The organism is Aeromonas enterica (genome assembly GCF_054052465.1).
The window spans coordinates 14,750-31,859 of record NZ_JBSTYL010000033.1; the positions used below are offsets into that span (position 1 = coordinate 14,750).

General features: G+C 62.8%; 19 protein-coding genes. 8 read left to right on the forward strand and 11 right to left on the reverse strand.

Annotated elements, in window-relative coordinates; translation table 11 throughout:
- The first annotated feature begins 23 nt into the window (after positions 1 to 23).
- Positions 24 to 2,447 (forward strand): glycerol-3-phosphate 1-O-acyltransferase PlsB, encoded by a 2,424-nt coding sequence (gene plsB, locus ACW5XD_RS21910; protein WP_456496717.1) that lies wholly within the window; start codon positions 24 to 26, stop codon positions 2,445 to 2,447.
- 125 nt (positions 2,448 to 2,572) lie between these two features.
- Here the strand turns inward: plsB and ubiA are convergent, their stop codons facing one another.
- Both ubiA and ACW5XD_RS21920 read right to left on the reverse strand, forming a co-directional pair.
- Positions 2,573 to 3,436 (reverse strand): 4-hydroxybenzoate octaprenyltransferase, encoded by an 864-nt coding sequence (gene ubiA / locus ACW5XD_RS21915; RefSeq protein WP_456496718.1) that lies wholly within the window; start codon positions 3,434 to 3,436, stop codon positions 2,573 to 2,575.
- Complete coding sequence (locus ACW5XD_RS21920; RefSeq protein ID WP_456496719.1) at positions 3,433 to 3,969, reverse strand: chorismate--pyruvate lyase family protein; 537 nt, start codon at positions 3,967 to 3,969, stop codon at positions 3,433 to 3,435. Before ACW5XD_RS21920 ends, ubiA begins: the two co-directional genes overlap by 4 nt.
- 145 nt (positions 3,970 to 4,114) lie before the next feature.
- Between ACW5XD_RS21920 and ACW5XD_RS21925 the strand changes: the two genes are divergently transcribed.
- Positions 4,115 to 4,552 carry a flagellar basal body-associated FliL family protein gene (locus ACW5XD_RS21925; RefSeq protein ID WP_456496720.1) on the forward strand — a complete coding sequence of 146 codons (438 nt, stop codon included), beginning with the start codon at positions 4,115 to 4,117 and terminating at the stop codon, positions 4,550 to 4,552.
- A gap of 103 nt (positions 4,553 to 4,655) precedes the next feature.
- Positions 4,656 to 4,820 (forward strand): hypothetical protein, encoded by a 165-nt coding sequence (locus ACW5XD_RS21930; RefSeq protein ID WP_005321246.1) that lies wholly within the window; start codon positions 4,656 to 4,658, stop codon positions 4,818 to 4,820.
- Between the two features lie 22 nt (positions 4,821 to 4,842).
- Here ACW5XD_RS21930 and ACW5XD_RS21935 read toward each other — a convergent pair whose 3' ends face one another.
- From ACW5XD_RS21935 to ACW5XD_RS21950, 4 genes are all read right to left on the reverse strand, one after another.
- Positions 4,843 to 5,178 (reverse strand): DUF2799 domain-containing protein, encoded by a 336-nt coding sequence (locus tag ACW5XD_RS21935; protein ID WP_180344095.1) that lies wholly within the window; start codon positions 5,176 to 5,178, stop codon positions 4,843 to 4,845.
- A 135-nt stretch (positions 5,179 to 5,313) separates the two neighbouring features.
- On the reverse strand, positions 5,314 to 5,436 hold the full coding sequence (locus ACW5XD_RS21940; RefSeq protein WP_016349017.1) for a hypothetical protein: 123 nt from the start codon (positions 5,434 to 5,436) through the stop codon (positions 5,314 to 5,316).
- A gap of 74 nt (positions 5,437 to 5,510) precedes the next feature.
- On the reverse strand, positions 5,511 to 6,491 hold the full coding sequence (gene acuI, locus ACW5XD_RS21945) for an acrylyl-CoA reductase (NADPH) (protein WP_456496721.1): 981 nt from the start codon (positions 6,489 to 6,491) through the stop codon (positions 5,511 to 5,513).
- 30 nt (positions 6,492 to 6,521) lie between these two features.
- Complete coding sequence (locus tag ACW5XD_RS21950; RefSeq protein WP_456496722.1) at positions 6,522 to 7,544, reverse strand: LacI family DNA-binding transcriptional regulator; 1,023 nt, start codon at positions 7,542 to 7,544, stop codon at positions 6,522 to 6,524.
- Positions 7,545 to 7,795: 251 nt separating this feature from the next.
- Between ACW5XD_RS21950 and ACW5XD_RS21955 the strand changes: the two genes are divergently transcribed.
- Genes ACW5XD_RS21955 through ACW5XD_RS21965 form a run of 3 tightly spaced genes read left to right on the forward strand, consistent with a single transcriptional unit; the run spans position 7,796 to position 9,868 of the window.
- Positions 7,796 to 8,239, forward strand: a complete 444-nt coding sequence (locus ACW5XD_RS21955; RefSeq protein ID WP_456496723.1) for a PTS sugar transporter subunit IIA — start codon at positions 7,796 to 7,798, stop codon at positions 8,237 to 8,239.
- Between the two features lie 32 nt (positions 8,240 to 8,271).
- Positions 8,272 to 8,559, forward strand: a complete 288-nt coding sequence (locus ACW5XD_RS21960) for a PTS sugar transporter subunit IIB (protein WP_456496724.1) — start codon at positions 8,272 to 8,274, stop codon at positions 8,557 to 8,559.
- A gap of 52 nt (positions 8,560 to 8,611) precedes the next feature.
- Positions 8,612 to 9,868: a PTS ascorbate transporter subunit IIC gene (locus ACW5XD_RS21965; protein WP_456496725.1), complete on the forward strand. Its 1,257-nt coding sequence runs from the start codon at positions 8,612 to 8,614 to the stop codon at positions 9,866 to 9,868.
- Between the two features lie 69 nt (positions 9,869 to 9,937).
- Here ACW5XD_RS21965 and waaA read toward each other — a convergent pair whose 3' ends face one another.
- On the reverse strand, positions 9,938 to 11,203 hold the full coding sequence (gene waaA / locus ACW5XD_RS21970) for a lipid IV(A) 3-deoxy-D-manno-octulosonic acid transferase (RefSeq protein WP_456496726.1): 1,266 nt from the start codon (positions 11,201 to 11,203) through the stop codon (positions 9,938 to 9,940).
- Between the two features lies 1 nt (position 11,204).
- Positions 11,205 to 12,320 carry a lipopolysaccharide heptosyltransferase II gene (waaF, locus tag ACW5XD_RS21975; protein WP_456496727.1) on the reverse strand — a complete coding sequence of 372 codons (1,116 nt, stop codon included), beginning with the start codon at positions 12,318 to 12,320 and terminating at the stop codon, positions 11,205 to 11,207.
- Between the two features lie 241 nt (positions 12,321 to 12,561).
- On the opposite strand from waaF, the gene ACW5XD_RS21980 reads away from it, so the two are divergent.
- Positions 12,562 to 13,350, forward strand: coding sequence for a glycosyltransferase family 2 protein (locus ACW5XD_RS21980; protein ID WP_456496728.1), 789 nt, complete (start codon positions 12,562 to 12,564; stop codon positions 13,348 to 13,350).
- 55 nt (positions 13,351 to 13,405) lie between these two features.
- Here the strand turns inward: ACW5XD_RS21980 and ACW5XD_RS21985 are convergent, their stop codons facing one another.
- On the reverse strand, positions 13,406 to 14,449 hold the full coding sequence (locus ACW5XD_RS21985) for a glycosyltransferase family 9 protein (RefSeq protein ID WP_456496729.1): 1,044 nt from the start codon (positions 14,447 to 14,449) through the stop codon (positions 13,406 to 13,408).
- Positions 14,450 to 14,671: 222 nt separating this feature from the next.
- Between ACW5XD_RS21985 and coaD the strand changes: the two genes are divergently transcribed.
- Positions 14,672 to 15,154 carry a pantetheine-phosphate adenylyltransferase gene (gene coaD / locus ACW5XD_RS21990; RefSeq protein ID WP_043555919.1) on the forward strand — a complete coding sequence of 161 codons (483 nt, stop codon included), beginning with the start codon at positions 14,672 to 14,674 and terminating at the stop codon, positions 15,152 to 15,154.
- Between the two features lie 76 nt (positions 15,155 to 15,230).
- Here coaD and ACW5XD_RS21995 read toward each other — a convergent pair whose 3' ends face one another.
- Together ACW5XD_RS21995 and mutM are read right to left on the reverse strand one after the other, a co-directional pair.
- Positions 15,231 to 16,100 (reverse strand): VirK/YbjX family protein, encoded by an 870-nt coding sequence (locus tag ACW5XD_RS21995; RefSeq protein WP_456496730.1) that lies wholly within the window; start codon positions 16,098 to 16,100, stop codon positions 15,231 to 15,233.
- Positions 16,101 to 16,278: 178 nt separating this feature from the next.
- Entirely contained in the window at positions 16,279 to 17,091 is an 813-nt protein-coding gene (mutM, locus tag ACW5XD_RS22000) for a bifunctional DNA-formamidopyrimidine glycosylase/DNA-(apurinic or apyrimidinic site) lyase (protein WP_456496731.1), read from the reverse strand.
- Positions 17,092 to 17,110 lie beyond the last annotated feature (19 nt).

Here is a 17,110-nt window from a genome sequence, read left to right on the forward strand (position 1 = left end):
ATTTTTTCGGAGAGCAGACGCACATGTCCCTTGGACAGAAGATTTCCAGAGCCATCTTGCAATGGCCGGTCAGTGGCTTGGTCAATCACAAAAGCCTGCCGGAAAATCCCATCACCGAGCTCAAGCTGGATCCGGCAAGACCCATCGTCTACGCCCTGAAAACCAGCTCGATCACCGATCTGATGACACTGCAGCAGTGCTGCGAGGATCTCGGCCTGCCCGGCCCCTTCACGCCGCTGGAGCTGAACGGCCAGTTGCTGCCGCGCTATGTCTGTCTGGACCGTCCGCCTCCCCTGTTTGGCAAGCGCAGCAAACCGCTGCCCTTCCTGCAGGAGTTCCACCAGCTGCTGGATCTGCACAAGCAGGATCTGGCGCTGGACATCCAGGTGGTGCCCGTCACTCTGTTCTGGGGCCGCGCGCCCGGCCGGGAAGGCGAGGAAGCCTCCGGCTGGAACATCATCAGCAGCCTGGCACCGAACCGCCTCAAGAAGGCACTGATCGTAATCCTCAAGGGTCGCGAGAATCTGGTGCGCTTCTCCCCGCCGCTCTCCCTGCGTCACATGGCTGACAAGCACGGCACCGACGAGGCTATCGCCCACAAGCTGGCGCGGGTGGCACGCACCCACTTCAGCCGCCAGCAGCTGGCGGCCACCGGCCCGAAACTGCCAAACCGCAACCTGCTGTTCAGGCAGTTGCTCGATTCGAACGTAATCCAGCAGGCGATCGAGGAAGAGGCGCAGCGCGACGGCATCAGCCTGGAAAAGGCGCAGAAACGCGCCCACGGCTACATGGACGAGATCGCCTCCGACTTCTCCTACCGGTTGATCCGTCTTGGCGAGAGCTTCCTCGGCTGGCTATGGAACAAGCTCTACCGCGGCCTGTCGGTCAACGGCGCCGAGAAGGTGCGCCAGCTGGCACAGGAAGGGCACGAGATCGTCTATGTGCCCTGCCATCGCAGCCACATGGACTACCTGCTGCTCTCCTACGTCATCTACCACCAGGGGATGGTGCCGCCCCACATAGCGGCGGGCATCAACCTCAACTTCTGGCCGGCGGGCCCGCTCTTTCGTCACGGCGGCGCCTTCTTCATCCGCCGCACTTTCAAGGGCAACCCGCTCTACAGCACCGTCTTTCGCGAATACCTGAACCTGCTGTTTGCCAAGGGCTATTCGGTGGAGTTCTTCACCGAAGGGGGCCGCTCCCGTACCGGCCGCCTGCTACCACCCAAGACCGGCATGCTGGCCATGACACTGCAGGCCATGATGCGCGGGCTGGACAGACCGGTTACCCTGGTGCCCGTCTATCTGGGCTACGAACACGTGATGGAGGTGAATACCTACCACAACGAGCTCAAGGGCAGCCGCAAGGAGAAGGAGAGCTTCCTGCAGGTGCTCGGCATACTGCGCAAGCTGCGCAACTATGGCCGGGGCTTCGTCAACTTCGGCGAGCCGCTGACCCTCAACAGCTACCTCAATGAGCATGTGCCGGCGTGGAAGGCCGACATAGGTCAGGAGGATCGCCCAGAGTGGATGGCGCCCACCGTCAACCAGCTGGCCGAGCTGCTGATGACCCGCATCAACGATGCCGCCGCCGTCAATGGCCTGACCCTGAGCTCTCTGGCACTGCTGGCCGCCGAGCGCCACGCCCTAACCCGCGACGAACTGCAGGCCCAGATCAACACCTATCTGGATCTGCTCAAGCAGGTGCCCTACAGCCCGCAGAGCACCATCCCGGACGAGGATGCCAAAACTCTGCTGGATCAGGCGATGGAGCTCAACAAGTTCGAGGTGAGCGAGGACAAGCTGGGCCAGATCATCAGCCTGGACCGTTATCAGGCGATCCTGCTGACCTACTACCGCAACAACATACTCCATCTGTTCGCCCTGCCCTCTCTGGTGGCGGCGCTGATCGAGCGTTGCGAGGGGATCTCACGCAGCGAGATAGTCGCCCGTTGCGTCGACATCTACCCGCTGCTCAAGACGGAGCTGTTCCTGCGCTACGAAGAGGACGAGCTGCCGGAGCTGGTCGATGCTCTGCTGGCCGAACTGCAACGTCAGCAGCTGATCGAGGCCCGCGACGGTGGCTACTGGGTCAATCCGGGCAACCAGATGCGCCTGCTGCTGCTGGCCGAGAGCATTCAGGAGACGCTGCAGCGCTACGCCATCGTGCTGACCCGGGTGCTGGCCCAGCCCCATATCGAGGCGGAGCAGCTGGAGGCGGACGGCCTGATGATGGCGGAGCGCCTCGGCACCCTGCACGGCATCAATGCCCCCGAATTCTTCGACCAGAAGCTGTTCAGCACCCTGATCCACACCCTGCGCAAGGAGGGTTACCTCTCTCCCGAGTGCAAACCGGATCTGGGCCGCTTCCAGGCGCTGGCCGACAACATAGTGCCGCTGCTGAGCAACAAGATCCGCCGCACCATACAAGCGGGCAACCGGCTCTGACCCTGGGAAGAGCCAAACACAGAGCAATAAAAAGGCCGCAGCATGCGGCCTTTTTCATGGCAGCAGGGTTTCCCCTGCCTCTCGAATAGTGAGCGTCCCGGGCGGCCCGTGTCAGCGCGGCTGGCTCACAGGTAGTTGAGCGCGACCCCAGCAAACACCAGCGCCCCCACATAGTTGTTGTTGAGGAAGGCCTGGAAGCAGGCCTCCCGCTGCCGCTCCCGGATCAGCCGCTGCTGGTAGACAAACAGCGCCGCTGCCGCCAGCAGCGACCAGTAGTAGCTGGAGCCCAGCCCGCTCAGTTGACCCACCGCCAGCAGGATCAGCAGGGTGGCCAGTTGCAGCGCGCCGATGATCCGCTTGTCATGGCGACCGAACAGGATGGCACTGGACTTGAGGCCGAGCCTGAGGTCATCGTCCCTGTCTACCATGGCGTACTGGGTGTCATAGGCGATGGTCCACAGCAGGTTGGCGAGAAACACCAGCCAGGCCACCAGTGGCAAGGCGTTGGCCTGGGCCGCATAGGCCATGGGAATTGACCAGGAGAAGGCCATGCCGAGCACCAGCTGCGGGATCGGAATGTAGCGCTTCATGAAGGGGTAGCAGACCGCCAGCAGCAGGGCCGCGAACGACAGGCCTATGGTGAGCGGATTCATGGTCAGCACCAGGGCGAACGAGATGAGCGCCAGCACGGCGAACAGCATCAGCACCTCCCGAGGCTTGACCTTGCCCATGGGTAGCGGTCGGCCGGCGGTACGCTTCACGTGACCGTCGAAGTTGCGATCCGCATAGTCGTTGATGACACAACCGGCGGAGCGCATCAGAAACACTCCCACCACGAACACCAGCAGGGTCCAGAGATCCGGCAGGCCATCGGCCGCCAGCCAGAGCGCCCACAGGGTCGGCCACAGCAGCAGCAGGGTACCGATGGGCTTGTCGATGCGGGCCAACTGCACGTAGGCCAGTCCCCGCTCCTTGGTTAACAAATTCACTCCGGCTCCTTATTCGATGACAGCGAGGGCAAGAAGAGTTCATGGACCAGCAGTGGCCATTGCCCCAGAAACAGACGGGAACGACGTCCCCAAACGATGGCGGCCGGGCACCAGGGATTGCTCGCAATCTCGAAACAGGCCAATTGCAGATGGTCACGCCGAGCGGGCTCGTCACCGAAGATACGCTCGCCCAAAGGCTGCTCACCCAGCTCGTGCAGCCCGCTCTCTTGCAGGGCGGCTTCGGCAAACAGGGTCCAGCCCAGCACGGCCGGCCCCCGATCGCCGTGCAGTATCACCTCGCGGCACAGCCCCTGGGGTTGCTCGGCGGCCACCAGCTGCTGCTCATCGACGCCAAACAAGACGCTGCGATTGCCAAGCAGTTGCAGCGAGAAGTGGCGATTGTGGCGACGCAGGCGCTGGGTCATGGAGTCGGTCTCCAGCAACCAGGGCCGCAGTGCCTCTGGCGGCTCGCACTCTGCGGGAGCCTGCCACGGGACAAGCTGGACAAGAGGAACAGTCAACTCGGACTTCACAGCTTCACCATCCGGAGATTTCCGTTATCAGGTTAAAATCCGGTTTATTATCCGTAAATCAATCGAGAATTGTAAGAACATCCGTGCTTGACGGCCCCGATGGCAACATCAAAAATGGGGTATCTGCCGCTGATGAGCCATCTATATGAAGATCTTCAAAATTCTGCTGGTGTTGTTGCTGAGCTGTGGCGTCCTGCACGTGCAGGCGTCATCCGAAGGGGAGGCTGCCCCCGCCGAAGGAGCAGAGGCGGCTGCCAAGCCCGGTTTCTTCTACCACGCCCTCGATCCCGACATCATCACCAACTATCTGAGCGATGGCAAAACCCTCGGCTATATCCGGGTTACGGTAGAGCTGATGGCCGAAAACGAAGCCGATCTCAAGCTGCTGGAGCAGCACGACCCGCTCATTCGCGACGCCATCATACGCCTGATGGGCAGCAAGACGGGCGAGCAAATCAAGTCGCTGGTAAACCGCGAGGAGCTGCGCAAGGAGTGCCAGACCCGGGTCAACGAGCTGCTGGTGAAAGAGACCGGCAAGAAGGCGGTGCGCGAGCTGATCTTCACCAAGTTCCTCTACCAGTAATCGACACAGGCAAGCAATACGGCCACCCCGGGGTGGCCGTATTGCTGTGTTCGAAATGAAAATTGATTACACTAGCCCCCACTGAGTTGTCGAGGTAGTCGGTATGGGCAACAAGACCCTGTGTGAATGGCGTCGCAGCGAGATCCCGACCGATCTCAAGACCCTGCGCAAGATAGTGCGCAAACCCAAGTTTGTCTGTGGCAAGTGCGCCCGCAGCGCCAATGACAAGAGCTATCTGTGTCAGCCGCTGCGGTTGAAAGAAGAGTAAGGCAGGTCATCCGCGCGGCAGGCTATTGATCGGTCCAGCCCTGGCGCCCCTGTTCGAACAATCTGCGCGCCTGTATGTCGTTGGGACAGACGCCACGATATTCGCCGCCAGATCGGCCAGCCAGATAGAGGTGCTCCGGCCGGCAATACCAGGCCAGTCCCTTCTGGTGTCCCTGCTTCCACAGCTCGGCATCCACCTTCTTGCCGCACTGCGTCTGGTGAAACTCGACCCGCTCAGTGGTGAAGCCCAGCTTGCCATCCGCCTCCCCCACCTCGCTCCACACCTTCTCGCACGGATCATCCGAGTGGGAGGCACAGCCTCCCAGCAGGGCGGCAAACACTATGACAGAGAGTCGCATAATCATCCTTGAGTGTCGTTTGGGCAGTTCATTCTAGCCAGCCTGATGCCGCCGACCAAGCGCTCGTCCCCATTCCTGTGAGCCGCCCAAAAAAACAGGCGGGCCCGAGGCCCGCCTGTGTATTCAATACGCGGATTACTGGTCGTCGAGAGGGTCATCATCCTGCCAGCTCTCGTCTTCCCATTCATCCAGCTCTTCTTCCCAGGATTCCGGCTCCCAATCGTCATCGAGATCGTAATCCGGCTTGTGTCCACCCATGCTCATTCTCCTTGGATAGTGCACCCGCACTCAAAGTCTATCCAGAAAAATGGGGCTCGCCAGTCAAGGCAGGATCAAAGTTTGACCAGGGTGCGACCCGCGATCCGGCCTTGCGTGATGGCTTCGGCTGCTTCCACCACCTGCTCCAGCCCGATCTCGGCGACCGCCTGTGCGAAGAAACTGGCGGGCAGATCCCGCGCCAGTCGCTGCCACGCCAGTTGACGGCGCGCCAGCGGGCACATCACCGAATCGACCCCCTGCAACCGCACGTTGCGCAGGATGAAGGGCATGACGCTGGTCGGCAGATCGAAGCCGCCCGCCAAGCCGCAGGCGGCCACGGCGCCACCGTAGTTCATCTGGGCCAGCAGCTTGGCCAGCACCTGGCTGCCGACTGTGTCGACCGCCCCGGCCCACAGCTGCTTCTCCAGCGGTTTGGCGGGCACCAGCAGTTCGCTGCGCGGCATTATGCGGCCGGCACCTAGCGCGGTCAGCATGGCTCCCTGCTCCTCGGGACGGCCGGTCAGGGCCGCCACCTGATAACCCAGCGCGGCCAGCAGGGCCACGGCAGTAGAGCCCACCCCACCCGCGGCGCCCGTCACCAGGATCTCGCCGCTCTGTGGGGTGACGCCCGCCTCTTCCAGTGCCAGCATGCAGAGCATGGCGGTGAGGCCGGCGGTGCCGATGCACATGGCCTGGCGTTCATCCAGCCCGGCCGGCAGCGGCACCAGCCAGTCGGCCTTGACCCGCGCCTGCTCGGCCATGCCGCCCCAGTGTCCTTCCCCCACGCCCCAGCCGGTCAGCACTACCTTGTCGCCCGGCTGATAGCGGTCGTCCGCCGATTCCAGCACGGTACCGGCGAAGTCGATGCCGGGCACCAGCGGCCACTGGCGCACTATCTTGCCCTTGCCGGTGATGGCCAGCCCGTCCTTGTAGTTGAGGGAGCTGTAGCTCACCGCCACCCGCACCTCGCCGGCCGGCAGCTGGCTCTCGGCCAGCTGGGTCAGGGTCGCTGTGGTCGTGCCGTCTTGGTTTTCCAGTAACAGAGCCTTGAACATGGTTGCCTCTTTGATGAGTGTGAAACGGGATCAGCTGCTTTGACGCTTCTGCAGTTGAAAATCCAGGGTCAGGGCCGTGCCCATGACGGGGTCGCCAGCCAGCTGGCGCAGGATAAGCTCGGCCGCCTCCTGCCCCATTTGGCGATAGGGGATCCGGACCGAGGTGAGCGCCGGATAACAGGCGCGCGCCACGTCCAGATCGTCGAATCCGGCGATGGCGAGCTTGCCCGGCACGCTCAGGTGGCGACGCTGGCATTCGAACAGCACCCCGGCCGCCAGCTCGTCGTTGACGCACACCAGCGCATCCAGCTCAGGCCAGCGCAACAAAAATTCCCCCAGCATGGCCGCCCCCGTGCTGAAACTCGGCAGCTCAGAGGTGTTGATGATGGCATCGGGGGAAAGGTAGTTGTCCAGCAGCGCCTTCTGCCAGCCCTGCATGCGCTGTTGCAGCATCCACTGCTCCTGGCGGGCGCAGAGAAAACCTATGTTGCGATAACCGCGCTCGATGAGATGGCGGGTCAGCTGATAGCCGGCATCGAAGTTGGAGACGCCGACATTCATGTCGATGGGTTGACGTGCCATGGCCCCCACCTCCACCACTGGCAGGCGGGCCGCCTGCAGGCGGGTGCGAATGGTCTCGCCGGGATCGCCGCCAAACAGCACCACGGCAGCCGGGTTGTGCTGCAAGAAGCTGGTCAGCAGACTCTCCTCCTGCTGCTTGAGGTGATGGGCATCCCCCAGCATGATCTGGTAGCCCTCATCGAGCAGGGTCTGCTGCAGCCCGGCGATCATGTCGCCGCAACCGCGCTCGGTCAGGCTAGGCACGATCACCACTATGGTCTGGGAGGTGGCGGAGGCGAGCGCCCCCGCAGCCCGGTTGGGGATATAGCCGAGTTCATCCACCGCCGCCTCGATGCGCTCGCGCATCTTGTCTGACACCAGCGCGGGGGTACGCAGGGCACGCGACACCGTCATGGCCCCCACGCCGGCCAGCTGGGCCACATCGTTGAGGGTCACCCGACCCGTGCTACGGCGCTTCTTCGCTTCTGACATCCCTTCCCTTCCTCGACATACGGGTGCTCACTTTAAGGCAAAAGTGCAGCACTGACTATTTGCTCAAACCGGATTTTACCCCCTTTGAGCGCATGGCGGGGCAAGATGAATCCCATTCATGGCATAAATGATAGCGCTATCACAGTTCGATGTTAGCGCTATCTGGTAGCGCTAACTTTCGAGATCGCGCTCACAGTTATCACGGGACAAGATCGCTAGATTGGCGCCATCTCATCCAGCCGGACATTGCCATGCTGACTCAATTGCTGACCGAAGAGGTCATTTCCATCGAAGCGGGTGCCCGCGACTGGCGTCATGCCATCGAGCTCGCCACCGCTCCCCTGCTGGCCAACGGCACCATAGAGCCCTCCTATGTGGCCGCGCTGTTTCGCTCACACGAAGAGCTCGGCCCTTACTACGTGCTGGGCCCTGGCCTGGCCATGCCCCACGCTCGCCCGGAAGACGGGGTCAACCGCCTCGGCCTGGGGCTGACAGTGCTGAAAACCGGGGTCAACTTCGGCTCCGAGGGCAATGACCCGGTCCGGCTGCTGATCACCTTGGCCGCCAGCGACAGCAACTCCCACGTGGAGACCATCGCCCAGCTGGCCGAGCTGTTCATGAACGAAGAGGACGTGGCGGCCATCATGGCGGCCGACACCAAAGACGACATTTTGCGCATTCTGGCGCGTTACTGAGCGGCGCCCTGCGCCCGACAGAGGAAGAGACGATGAAAATTCTGGTTGTATGCGGACACGGCCTGGGCACCAGCCTGATGATGGAGATGAGCATCAAGAGCATCCTCAAGGAGCTGGCAGTCACTGCCGAGGTGGATCACAGGGATCTCGCCTCCGCCGGCAGTGAAACCGCCGAGATGTTCGTGGCCACCCGCGACATCGCCGAGCAGCTCGTCAGCATGGGGGTCAACGGCCGGCTGGTGTCGCTGGACAACATGGTCGACAAGGCCGCCATGAAAGAGAAGCTCTCCATCGCCCTGCGCGAACTGGGCGCACTCTAAGGATCCACCATGCGGCCTGCGGGCCGCCTCTTCCATCTGCTTGGAGCTGACCATGGAATTTTTCAATTTTCTGATGTTTGACGTGCTGTCGGAGCCGGCCGTGCTGGTCGGCCTGATCGCGCTCATCGGTTTGATTGCCCAGAAGAAACCGGTGACCGAGTGCATCAAGGGCACGGTCAAGACCATCATGGGCTTCGTCATCCTGGGGGCCGGTGCCACCCTGGTGGTGAACTCCCTCGGCGATTTTGCCACCATCTTCCAGCACGCCTTCGGCATCAAGGGGGTGGTTCCCAACAACGAGGCCATCGTCTCCATCGCCCAGCAGTCGTTCGGCAAGGAGATGGCGATGATCATGTTCTTCGCCATGCTGGTGAACATACTGATCGCCCGCCTCACCCCGTGGAAATTCATCTTCCTGACCGGTCACCACACCCTCTTCATGTCCATGATGGTGGCAGCCATCCTCTCCGCTGGCGGCATGAGCGGCATACCGCTGATCGCGGTCGGCAGCCTGGTGGTCGGCGTCACCATGGTGCTGTTCCCGGCCCTCGCCCACCCCTACATGAAGCAGATCACCGGCTCCGACGAAGTGGCGCTCGGTCACTTCTCCACCATCTCCTACGTGCTGGCCGGCTGGATCGGCGCCAAGTTCGGCAACAAGGCCCACAGCAGTGAAGAGGTGCAGGTGCCAAAGAGCCTGCTGTTCCTGCGCGATACCCCGGTGGCCATCTCCTTTACCATGGGCATCATCTTCCTCATCACCTCTGCCTTCGCGGGCCCCGAGTTCGTCGCCAGCGTCGCCAAGGGCAAGCACTGGTTCATGTTCTCCCTGATGCAGTCCATCACCTTCGCCGCCGGCGTCTACGTCATCCTGCAGGGGGTGCGAATGGTCATCGCCGAAATCGTGCCGGCCTTCAAGGGGATCTCCGACAAGCTGGTACCGAACGCCAAACCGGCACTCGACTGCCCCATCGTCTTCCCCTACGCCCCCAATGCGGTGCTGATCGGCTTCCTGTCGAGCTTCACCGCCGGTCTGGTGGGCATGGTACTGCTCTACCTGCTGGGACTGACCGTCATCATCCCGGGCGTAGTGCCGCACTTCTTCGTCGGCGCGGCGGCCGGGGTGTTCGGCAACGCCACTGGCGGTCGTCGCGGTGCCCTGCTTGGCGCCTTCGCCAACGGCCTGCTGATCACCTTCCTGCCGGTGTTCCTGCTGCCGGTACTGGGGGATCTCGGCTTTGCCAACACCACCTTCAGCGATGCCGACTTCGGTGTGGTGGGCATACTGCTTGGCCTGATCGTGCGCTGACCAAGAGCCCCACGACAAACAAAAACGGAGCGCCATGCGCTCCGTTTTTTCGTGCCCATCCGCCCGGATTCAGTCGTTTTCCAGGCTGGCGAGGCAGTGAGACAGGGTGCGTGCCAGCGCCCCCTGATTGCGCAGCACCACGGCACAGGCCTGCTCCCCCATCTCGCGACAGGCGTTCACATCATCGAACAACTGGCTCACCTGCTCGCCCAATGCGGCGGCATCGGCCACGATGGCAGCGCCCCCCTGAGCCACCAGCTGGCGGGTGATGTCGCTGAAATTGAAGTAGGCGGGGCCGGTCAGACAGGGCTTGCCGAGCGCCGCTGGCTCCAGCAGGTTGTGACCGCCGATCTTGACCAGACTGCCACCGACAAAGGCCACATCGGCCGCCGCCAGCATCAGCGGCAACTCACCCATGGTATCGCCGAGATAGACCTTGTCCGTCTCGTGGATCGGGGCGTCGCCGGTGCGCCGCACACAACCATAGGGCGCGCACAGCTCGGCCACCCGGTCGAACCGCTCGGGATGACGCGGCACCAGGATCAACAGCGCGTCGGGATGGCGTATGAGCAGCAGATCGAAGGCGGCCAGCACCTGCTCGTCCTCCCCCTGATGGGTGCTGGCGGCGATCCAGATCGGCCTGTCCTGTCCCAGACGCTGGCGCAGGGCACGCCCTCTGGCCTGCACCTCGTCACCAAACTGGATATCGAACTTGATGGAGCCGGTCACCGCCAGCCGCTTGCGACCGATGCCAAGACGGGCGAAACGGTCGGCGTCGTCCTGATGCTGGCACAGCAAGTGGGTCAGCGGCCGGCTGAGGGCATCAAACGCCCCCTGGAAACGGGCATAGCGCTGGCAGGAGCGCTCCGAGAGGCGGGCATTGATGATGGTCACCGGCAGGTGGCGCGCCTCGCAGGCCGCCAGCCAGTTCGGCCACAGCTCTGTCTCCATCACCCAGAGGGCGCGCGGCTTGATGCGCTTGAGGAAGGCGGCCACCGCCCAGGGGTAGTCGAGCGGCGCGTAGCGATGCACCACCAGATCGCCGAGTCTGGCCGCCTGTTCGGCGCCGGTGCGAGTGGTGGTGGTGAGCAGGATCGGCAAGTCCGGCCGCTCGGCCTTGAGGGCCCGGATAAGGGGCGTGATGGCCAGCGTCTCGCCGACACTCACTGCATGGATCCAGAGCGGCGCCTCCTGCCCGCTGGCGGGCGTTCGCCCCAGATGCTCGGCCCAGCGTGCGCCAAAGCCGGGCTTGCCCTTCCTCGGCTTGTAGAGCGCCAGTAGCGCCAGCGGCAAGCCCAGGTGGATCAGCAGGTTGTAGAGCAGCCGATAGCCCATGCTATTTCGGCTCCGATCGCTTGCCAGGATCGGAGACGAAGCGCGGCGGCTCACCCACTTGCAGCACGATCGGTTGAGCCGGCGATTCGCCGCACTCCAGTCGCCTGCCCGCCTCTATCACCTGCTCCGGCATCAGCTCGATCAGGCACTTGAGGTGACCGAACTTGCAGGTGCGCTTGAAGCAGGGGCGGCACTCGATGTCGGTGTGGACGATCTCGACCCTGTCCGCCAGCGGCGGCGTGTAGAGCGGCGAGGTGGAGCCATAGACCCCGATCAGCGGCCGGTTGAGGGCGGCAGCTATATGCATCAGGCCGGAGTCGTTGGCGATGACCCGTCCAGCCAGCGCCATCAGGTCGATCGCCTCGTACAGGCTGGTCTTGCCCGCCAGCACGTGGCAGTTGGGGCGCGACAGGGGATTGATCCGGTCGCGAATGGTGTTGGCCACGGGCACATCCTTGCCGGAGCCGAAGATCCACACCTGCCAGCCCTCATCCAGATGCTTCTGCGCCACCACGGCGTAGTGCCCTTCCGGCCAGCGCTTGGCCGGGCCGAACTCGGCCCCCGGGCAGAGCACCAGCACGGGGCGGGCGCGATCCAGACCGAGCCGATCCAGCGCCTTGCCCTGATTGATGAGATCGACGTTGAGCGACGGATGAGGAATGGCGGGAATGTCGGCCCGGCTCTTCATCTGCGCCTTGGGATAGGCCAGCGCCAGATAGGCTTCTACCATCAGCGGGAAGGCGGACTTGTTGCTGCGCATGTCGTTGAGCAGGCCGAAGCGGTGCTCCCCCTTCCAGCCGGTGCGTACCGGGATCCTGGCAAACCAGGGGATCAACGCCGACTTCATGGAGTTCGGCTGTATGATGGCCTGATCGTACTTCTCCGCCGCCAGCTGCTTGCCGAGCCGACGACGGGCGCTCAGCTTGAAGTCGCCGTGGCCGAGCGGCATGGGGATCGCCTTGTCCACCTCGGGCATCCGCTCCAGCAGGGCGCCACACCAGGCGGGCGCCATCACATGCAACTCGCTGTCGGGGTGATTGGCCTTGATCGCCTTGTAGAGGCTCTGGGACATCACCATGTCGCCGACCCAGGAGGGGCCGATCACCAATATCTTCATCTCACGCGTCTCTTGGGGCCAAGCCCTGCGGTTAATCGTTGCTGGCCGAGATTATGCCCCAAGAATGGCCCGAGAAATAACAGAAGATCCCCGTACCACCCGCTCTCATGCCAAAAAAGAAGCCATTTGAAACTGACGCACCATAGGCGCCGGAACCATGCCCCGCCTGCCGTTTTAGGCTAGAATGGGCGCCAATTCGAGCATGGCCCGCCAGCCGGGCGCCAACAAGAGCCCTTAATCCGTGAAAAAACCGACCCTGGCGGCCGTCCTGATCGTCAAGAATGAAGCCGAAAACCTGAGAGCCTGCCTCGCCTCCCTCGATGGCCTGGTGGACGAGATCGTCATCATGGACTCAGGCAGCCAGGACGAAACCCCTGCCATCGCCGCCGAATTCGGCGCCCGCTTCTTCGTCAACCCGGTATGGCCGGGCTTCGGTCGCCAGCGCCGCCTCGCCCAGTCCCATGTCCAGTCAGAGTGGGTGCTGTGGCTGGATGCCGACGAGCGGCTCACTCCCGAGCTGAAAGCGGCCATCGCCACCGTCATGGCCAACCCGGCCAGCGATACCATCTACTCGATCCCGCGCCTCTCCTGGGTGTTTGGCCGCTTCATCCGTCACAGCGGCTGGTATCCGGATCGGGTGCTGCGCCTCTACCCCAAAGCGCTCACCAGCTACAACGAGGTGCTGGTGCACGAGAAGGTGGAGGTGCGCGCCAACATGAAGATCGTCAACCTGCACGGCGACCTGCTCCACTTCACCTATCGGGATCTGGAGCACTACCTGGTCAAATCCGCTGGCTATGCCCGCGCTTGGGCCGATCAACGCACCGCCCGTGGCAAGAAGGGCTCCCTCAGCCAGGGGCTGGTGCATGCGCTGGGTTGCTTCCTCAAGATGTACCTGCTCAAGGCGGGTTTCCTCGATGGCAAACAGGGGCTCTTGCTGGCCATCCTATCGGCCCACTCCACCTTCGTGAAGTACGCCGACCTCTGGATCCGCCAGCAGCCGCAGGCGCCGGATCAGGCTGACAAGTAAGCCGCCAGCAGTCCCCCATACGAGACAGGGCCCCGAGGGGCCCTGTCTGCATCTATCAGCTCTCTGTCCGCCAGAAGGGTGGTGCCCAGCGGGCGATCGCCGCCGCCATGGTTTTGGGATCGAGCTGGCTCATGTCTTCCGGATGATCGCTGTCTTCCGGCGGGCTGAACGCCAGGTGGCGCCCCTCGCTGTTGAGCGGACGCCAGCGCAGCGGCGTGGCCGAGCGGTGCGCCGGGAAGAAGCCTATGGTAGGCACATCCAGCGCCGCGGCTATGTGCAGCGGCCCCGTGCTGCCCGCCACGAACAGGGCGGCATTGGCCATCACCTGGCAGAACTTGGGCAGCCCCTCGTCGGAACGGTAGATCCAGCCGTTACCGCCGTGGGCCAGCAACTCGGCCGCCAGCTGTTCGGCGATCTTCTCCTCCCCCGGCCCCGCCGTCAGTATGCACTGCAACTCAGGGCAGGCCTGATTGAGCTTGATGATGAGACGGGCGTACTGCTCGATGGAGAGGTTGTTGGCCGAGCCGCCGCTGCCGGCATGCACCATCAGCCAAGGGCGGCTGGCATCCAGCTTCAAGCGGGTGGCAACCTGCTCGCGCACCTGTTGCAGGTTCTCGGCATCGAAGCTGAGGTAAGGGCCCTGCGGCTCCACCGCGCTCACCTGCTGGTCGGCAAGGAAACGGCGCACCAGATCCAGGTTGTATTCGTACTCCGGCTTCTGGGAGCGGGAGCGGCGCTGGATCAGGCGCTGGTTGTAGAGCACCTGGGCCAGCTTGGTGGCAGGGGCCAGCCGGTAAGGGATGTGCGCCTTCCACACCAGCATGGCGTTGCGAGAGTTGGAGAAGAGGCAGATGGAGGCATCGAAGGCGGCCGCCTTGATGCGCGCCTGCAAGGCACGTTGCTGTTCCTTGTCGGCCCGTGAACCCGGATCCAGGATGATTTCGTCGATCCAGGGACAGAGGCGGGCCAACGGCGCCGTGTAGGCAGGAACCAGGGCAGTCACATGACACTCCATGGAGTGCTTGAGCATGGCAAAGCTCGGCCAGGCCAGCATGAAGTCACCAATCTTGTCATTGCGTACTACCAGAATACGTTTCATAAAAAATCCCTTTGCTCCCTGTCACCAATGCAAGGAGGCTTGATGCGCGGTGCGGGTATTCTTGCCTGATGCAGGGCTATTCTCAAGCGAAGACGCCAGGCGACAGCGATTTGAACGACCAAACTTAGCGCCTCGCCCCGGCACTCACCCCATCCCGGTCGCGACAAAACGCCAACAGACCCTATAATGCGACCAAATTCCCAGGTTGCAGGAATCAACAACATGACCAACAAGGTAATTTATCCCGGCACCTTCGACCCCATCACCAATGGCCACACCGACCTCATTGGCCGGGCCGCCAGACTGTTTGATGAAGTGGTGGTCGGCGTCGCCAACAGCCCGAGCAAGCGCCCGCTGTTCGATCTGGCAGAACGTGTCCTGCTTGCCCAGCAAGTGACCGCCCACCTGCCCAACGTCAAGGTGGTGGGCTTCTCCGGCCTGCTGGTGGATTTCGCCAAAGAGCAGCAGGCCAACGTGCTGATCCGCGGCCTGCGCGCCGTCTCCGACTTTGAATACGAATTCCAGCTGGCCAACATGAACCGCCGCCTGATGCCGGAGCTGGAGAGCGTCTTCCTCACCCCGGCGGAGGAGAACTCCTTCATCTCCTCCACCCTGGTAAAGGAAGTCGCCCTGCACGGGGGGGACATACGCCAGTTTGTCGATCCGATCGTCGCCAAGGCCATCGCCGCCAAACAAGGCAAGTGATCAAAAACAGGCTACCCGAAGGTAGCCTGTTTCTTGAGGAGCACATTCATCCCGCCGGCATTGGTCGTCAGCCTGCCTAGCGAGCCAGCACCTGCTGGCAGGAGAGCGCCAACGTGTCGAGCCACGCGTAGCGACGCCGGTACATGGCCCGCTTCTTGGAGGCGATCTCCTCCAGCGGCTTGCGCTGGGCAGGCTGCAACCGCACGAAGTTTTCATCCTGATCGATGGCACCAAACTCCTGCCACAGTTCGTCATAATCTGCCTGCAGACAGGCTTTCTTCTTCTTGCTGTAGCGCCTGGCCTGATAGATGTGCGCCTTCATTCGCACCGCCGAAATATGCTCGGCGCCCATCGCTTCGGCCAGCTGCATCACCAGCATCACCACCAGTGATTTGGGCCTCAGACCCTGGCCTTCCTTGGTCAGCGCCCGCACCTTGTCCTGCGCCTGCTCGACGCAAGGCTCGGGCCCCTGCACAGAACCAATCACCAGGGCCAGCTTGCTGGGAGTGCCCGCCATCGAGAAGGCACAGCTGTAGAGACGCTTGCCCTGCCGATCGACAATGGAAAGCGCCAGCTCCGCCTCGCGGCGAAAGGTGCCATCATGACGCAGCACGATGCGGCACTCGCTCTCGGGATAGTGACCGAGCGCTATGCCTTCCCCCAGATAGAGTGGATCGATCAGTGCAGGATAACGGGCCAGCAGCAGCCGGTAGTGGTTTTCCAGCATCTCGACCCGTTCGGTCGCGGTAGAGCCGGCAAAACGATAGGGCCGCATCGGCTTGTCGAGCAGCTCGGGATAGTGGGCAGGCAGAGCTTTGAGGGGTTCGGCCTGAAACAGCTCGAACACCCGGCTCAGCTGCTGCCGATAGAGCAGGCTGCGCAACACGAACTTGGCGCGATTGAAGGTCTTGCGGGCGCTGTCATCGGGATAGAGGAAGCGGGCCATTTTTTGGGCACAATAGTGCCCCTGCCGGGATAAATGGTCCCAGTCTATTGATTTAGCTGTCATTTTATATTCTCAAACTGCCTGAACGGTCGAGATACTAGTGACGGGCGCGCAAATCTTCAACAGACTGGAAATACTCTCTTACAACTTGGCCGTTTCAGACCGAAATAACGGCCATTCAGCGCTGGCAGTGGGAGCAAAACACCGTGGTTCTCTGCCCCAGCCGGATTTCACTGAGCAGGATGTGGCAATGAAAACAGGGCTGGCCACCTCGCCCATAGACCTGCAACTGCTGCACGAAATAGCCCGGTTTGCCATCGGCGCTGGTGAAATCCTTGAGGGTAGTGCCGCCCTGCTTGATGGCCTCGGCCAGCACCCGCTTGATCTCGGCCACCAGAGTCGCCAGTCGCTCGGCACTGATGTTGCCCGCTGCCCGCTTGGGATGAATGCCGGCGGCATAGAGCGCCTCGTTGGCGTAGATGTTGCCCACCCCGACCACCACCTGATTGTCCATCAGGAAGGTCTTGATGGCGGTGCTGCGCCCCTTGGCACGCGCCTGCAGGTAGTCGGCGTTGAAGGCATCGGTCAGCGGCTCCGGTCCCAGCTTGACCAGCAGGGCGTGCGCCTCGGCCGGTTCACGGGTCCACAGCAGGGCGCCGAAGCGGCGCGGATCATTGAGTCGCAACAGCTTGCCGTTGGCGAGTTCTATATCCACGTGATCGTGCTTCTCGGCCGGGGTGCCGATATCCAGCACCCGCAGGCTGCCCGACATGCCCAGATGCAGGATGGCGGTGCCGAAGTCGGTCTCCAGCAGCAGATACTTGGCGCGGCGGCTGACCCTGTGAATGGTGAGATCCACCAGCTCCTGAATTTCGCCCGGCACCGGCCAGCGCAGCCGACCATCCCGCACCACGACGCGAGTGACCTTGATGCCGGTGAGCCAGGGGGAGATGCCCTGGCGGCTGACTTCGACTTCCGGTAATTCAGGCATAGGATCCTCGTGCTGACGC

Excerpts from the sequence above, each read along its gene's own strand:
- mutM (WP_456496731.1), bottom strand. The coding sequence starts at position 17,091 with ATGCCTGAATTACCGGAAGTCGAAGTCAGCCGCCAGGGCATCTCCCCC.
- ACW5XD_RS21960 (WP_456496724.1), top strand. The coding sequence starts at position 8,272 with ATGAAAATTCTGGTTGTATGCGGACACGGCCTGGGCACCAGCCTGATG.
- plsB (WP_456496717.1), top strand. The coding sequence starts at position 24 with ATGTCCCTTGGACAGAAGATTTCCAGAGCCATCTTGCAATGGCCGGTC.
- ACW5XD_RS21940 (WP_016349017.1), bottom strand. The coding sequence starts at position 5,436 with ATGGGTGGACACAAGCCGGATTACGATCTCGATGACGATTGGGAGCCG.
- ACW5XD_RS21955 (WP_456496723.1), top strand. The coding sequence starts at position 7,796 with ATGCTGACTCAATTGCTGACCGAAGAGGTCATTTCCATCGAAGCGGGT.
- acuI (WP_456496721.1), bottom strand. The coding sequence starts at position 6,491 with ATGTTCAAGGCTCTGTTACTGGAAAACCAAGACGGCACGACCACAGCG.
- ACW5XD_RS21995 (WP_456496730.1), bottom strand. The coding sequence starts at position 16,100 with ATGGCCCGCTTCCTCTATCCCGATGACAGCGCCCGCAAGACCTTCAAT.
- ACW5XD_RS21950 (WP_456496722.1), bottom strand. The coding sequence starts at position 7,544 with ATGTCAGAAGCGAAGAAGCGCCGTAGCACGGGTCGGGTGACCCTCAAC.
- ACW5XD_RS21930 (WP_005321246.1), top strand. The coding sequence starts at position 4,656 with ATGGGCAACAAGACCCTGTGTGAATGGCGTCGCAGCGAGATCCCGACC.
- ACW5XD_RS21925 (WP_456496720.1), top strand. The coding sequence starts at position 4,115 with ATGAAGATCTTCAAAATTCTGCTGGTGTTGTTGCTGAGCTGTGGCGTC.
- ACW5XD_RS21935 (WP_180344095.1), bottom strand. The coding sequence starts at position 5,178 with ATGCGACTCTCTGTCATAGTGTTTGCCGCCCTGCTGGGAGGCTGTGCC.
- ACW5XD_RS21985 (WP_456496729.1), bottom strand. The coding sequence starts at position 14,449 with ATGAAACGTATTCTGGTAGTACGCAATGACAAGATTGGTGACTTCATG.
- ACW5XD_RS21965 (WP_456496725.1), top strand. The coding sequence starts at position 8,612 with ATGGAATTTTTCAATTTTCTGATGTTTGACGTGCTGTCGGAGCCGGCC.
- waaF (WP_456496727.1), bottom strand. The coding sequence starts at position 12,320 with ATGAAGATATTGGTGATCGGCCCCTCCTGGGTCGGCGACATGGTGATG.
- waaA (WP_456496726.1), bottom strand. The coding sequence starts at position 11,203 with ATGGGCTATCGGCTGCTCTACAACCTGCTGATCCACCTGGGCTTGCCG.
- coaD (WP_043555919.1), top strand. The coding sequence starts at position 14,672 with ATGACCAACAAGGTAATTTATCCCGGCACCTTCGACCCCATCACCAAT.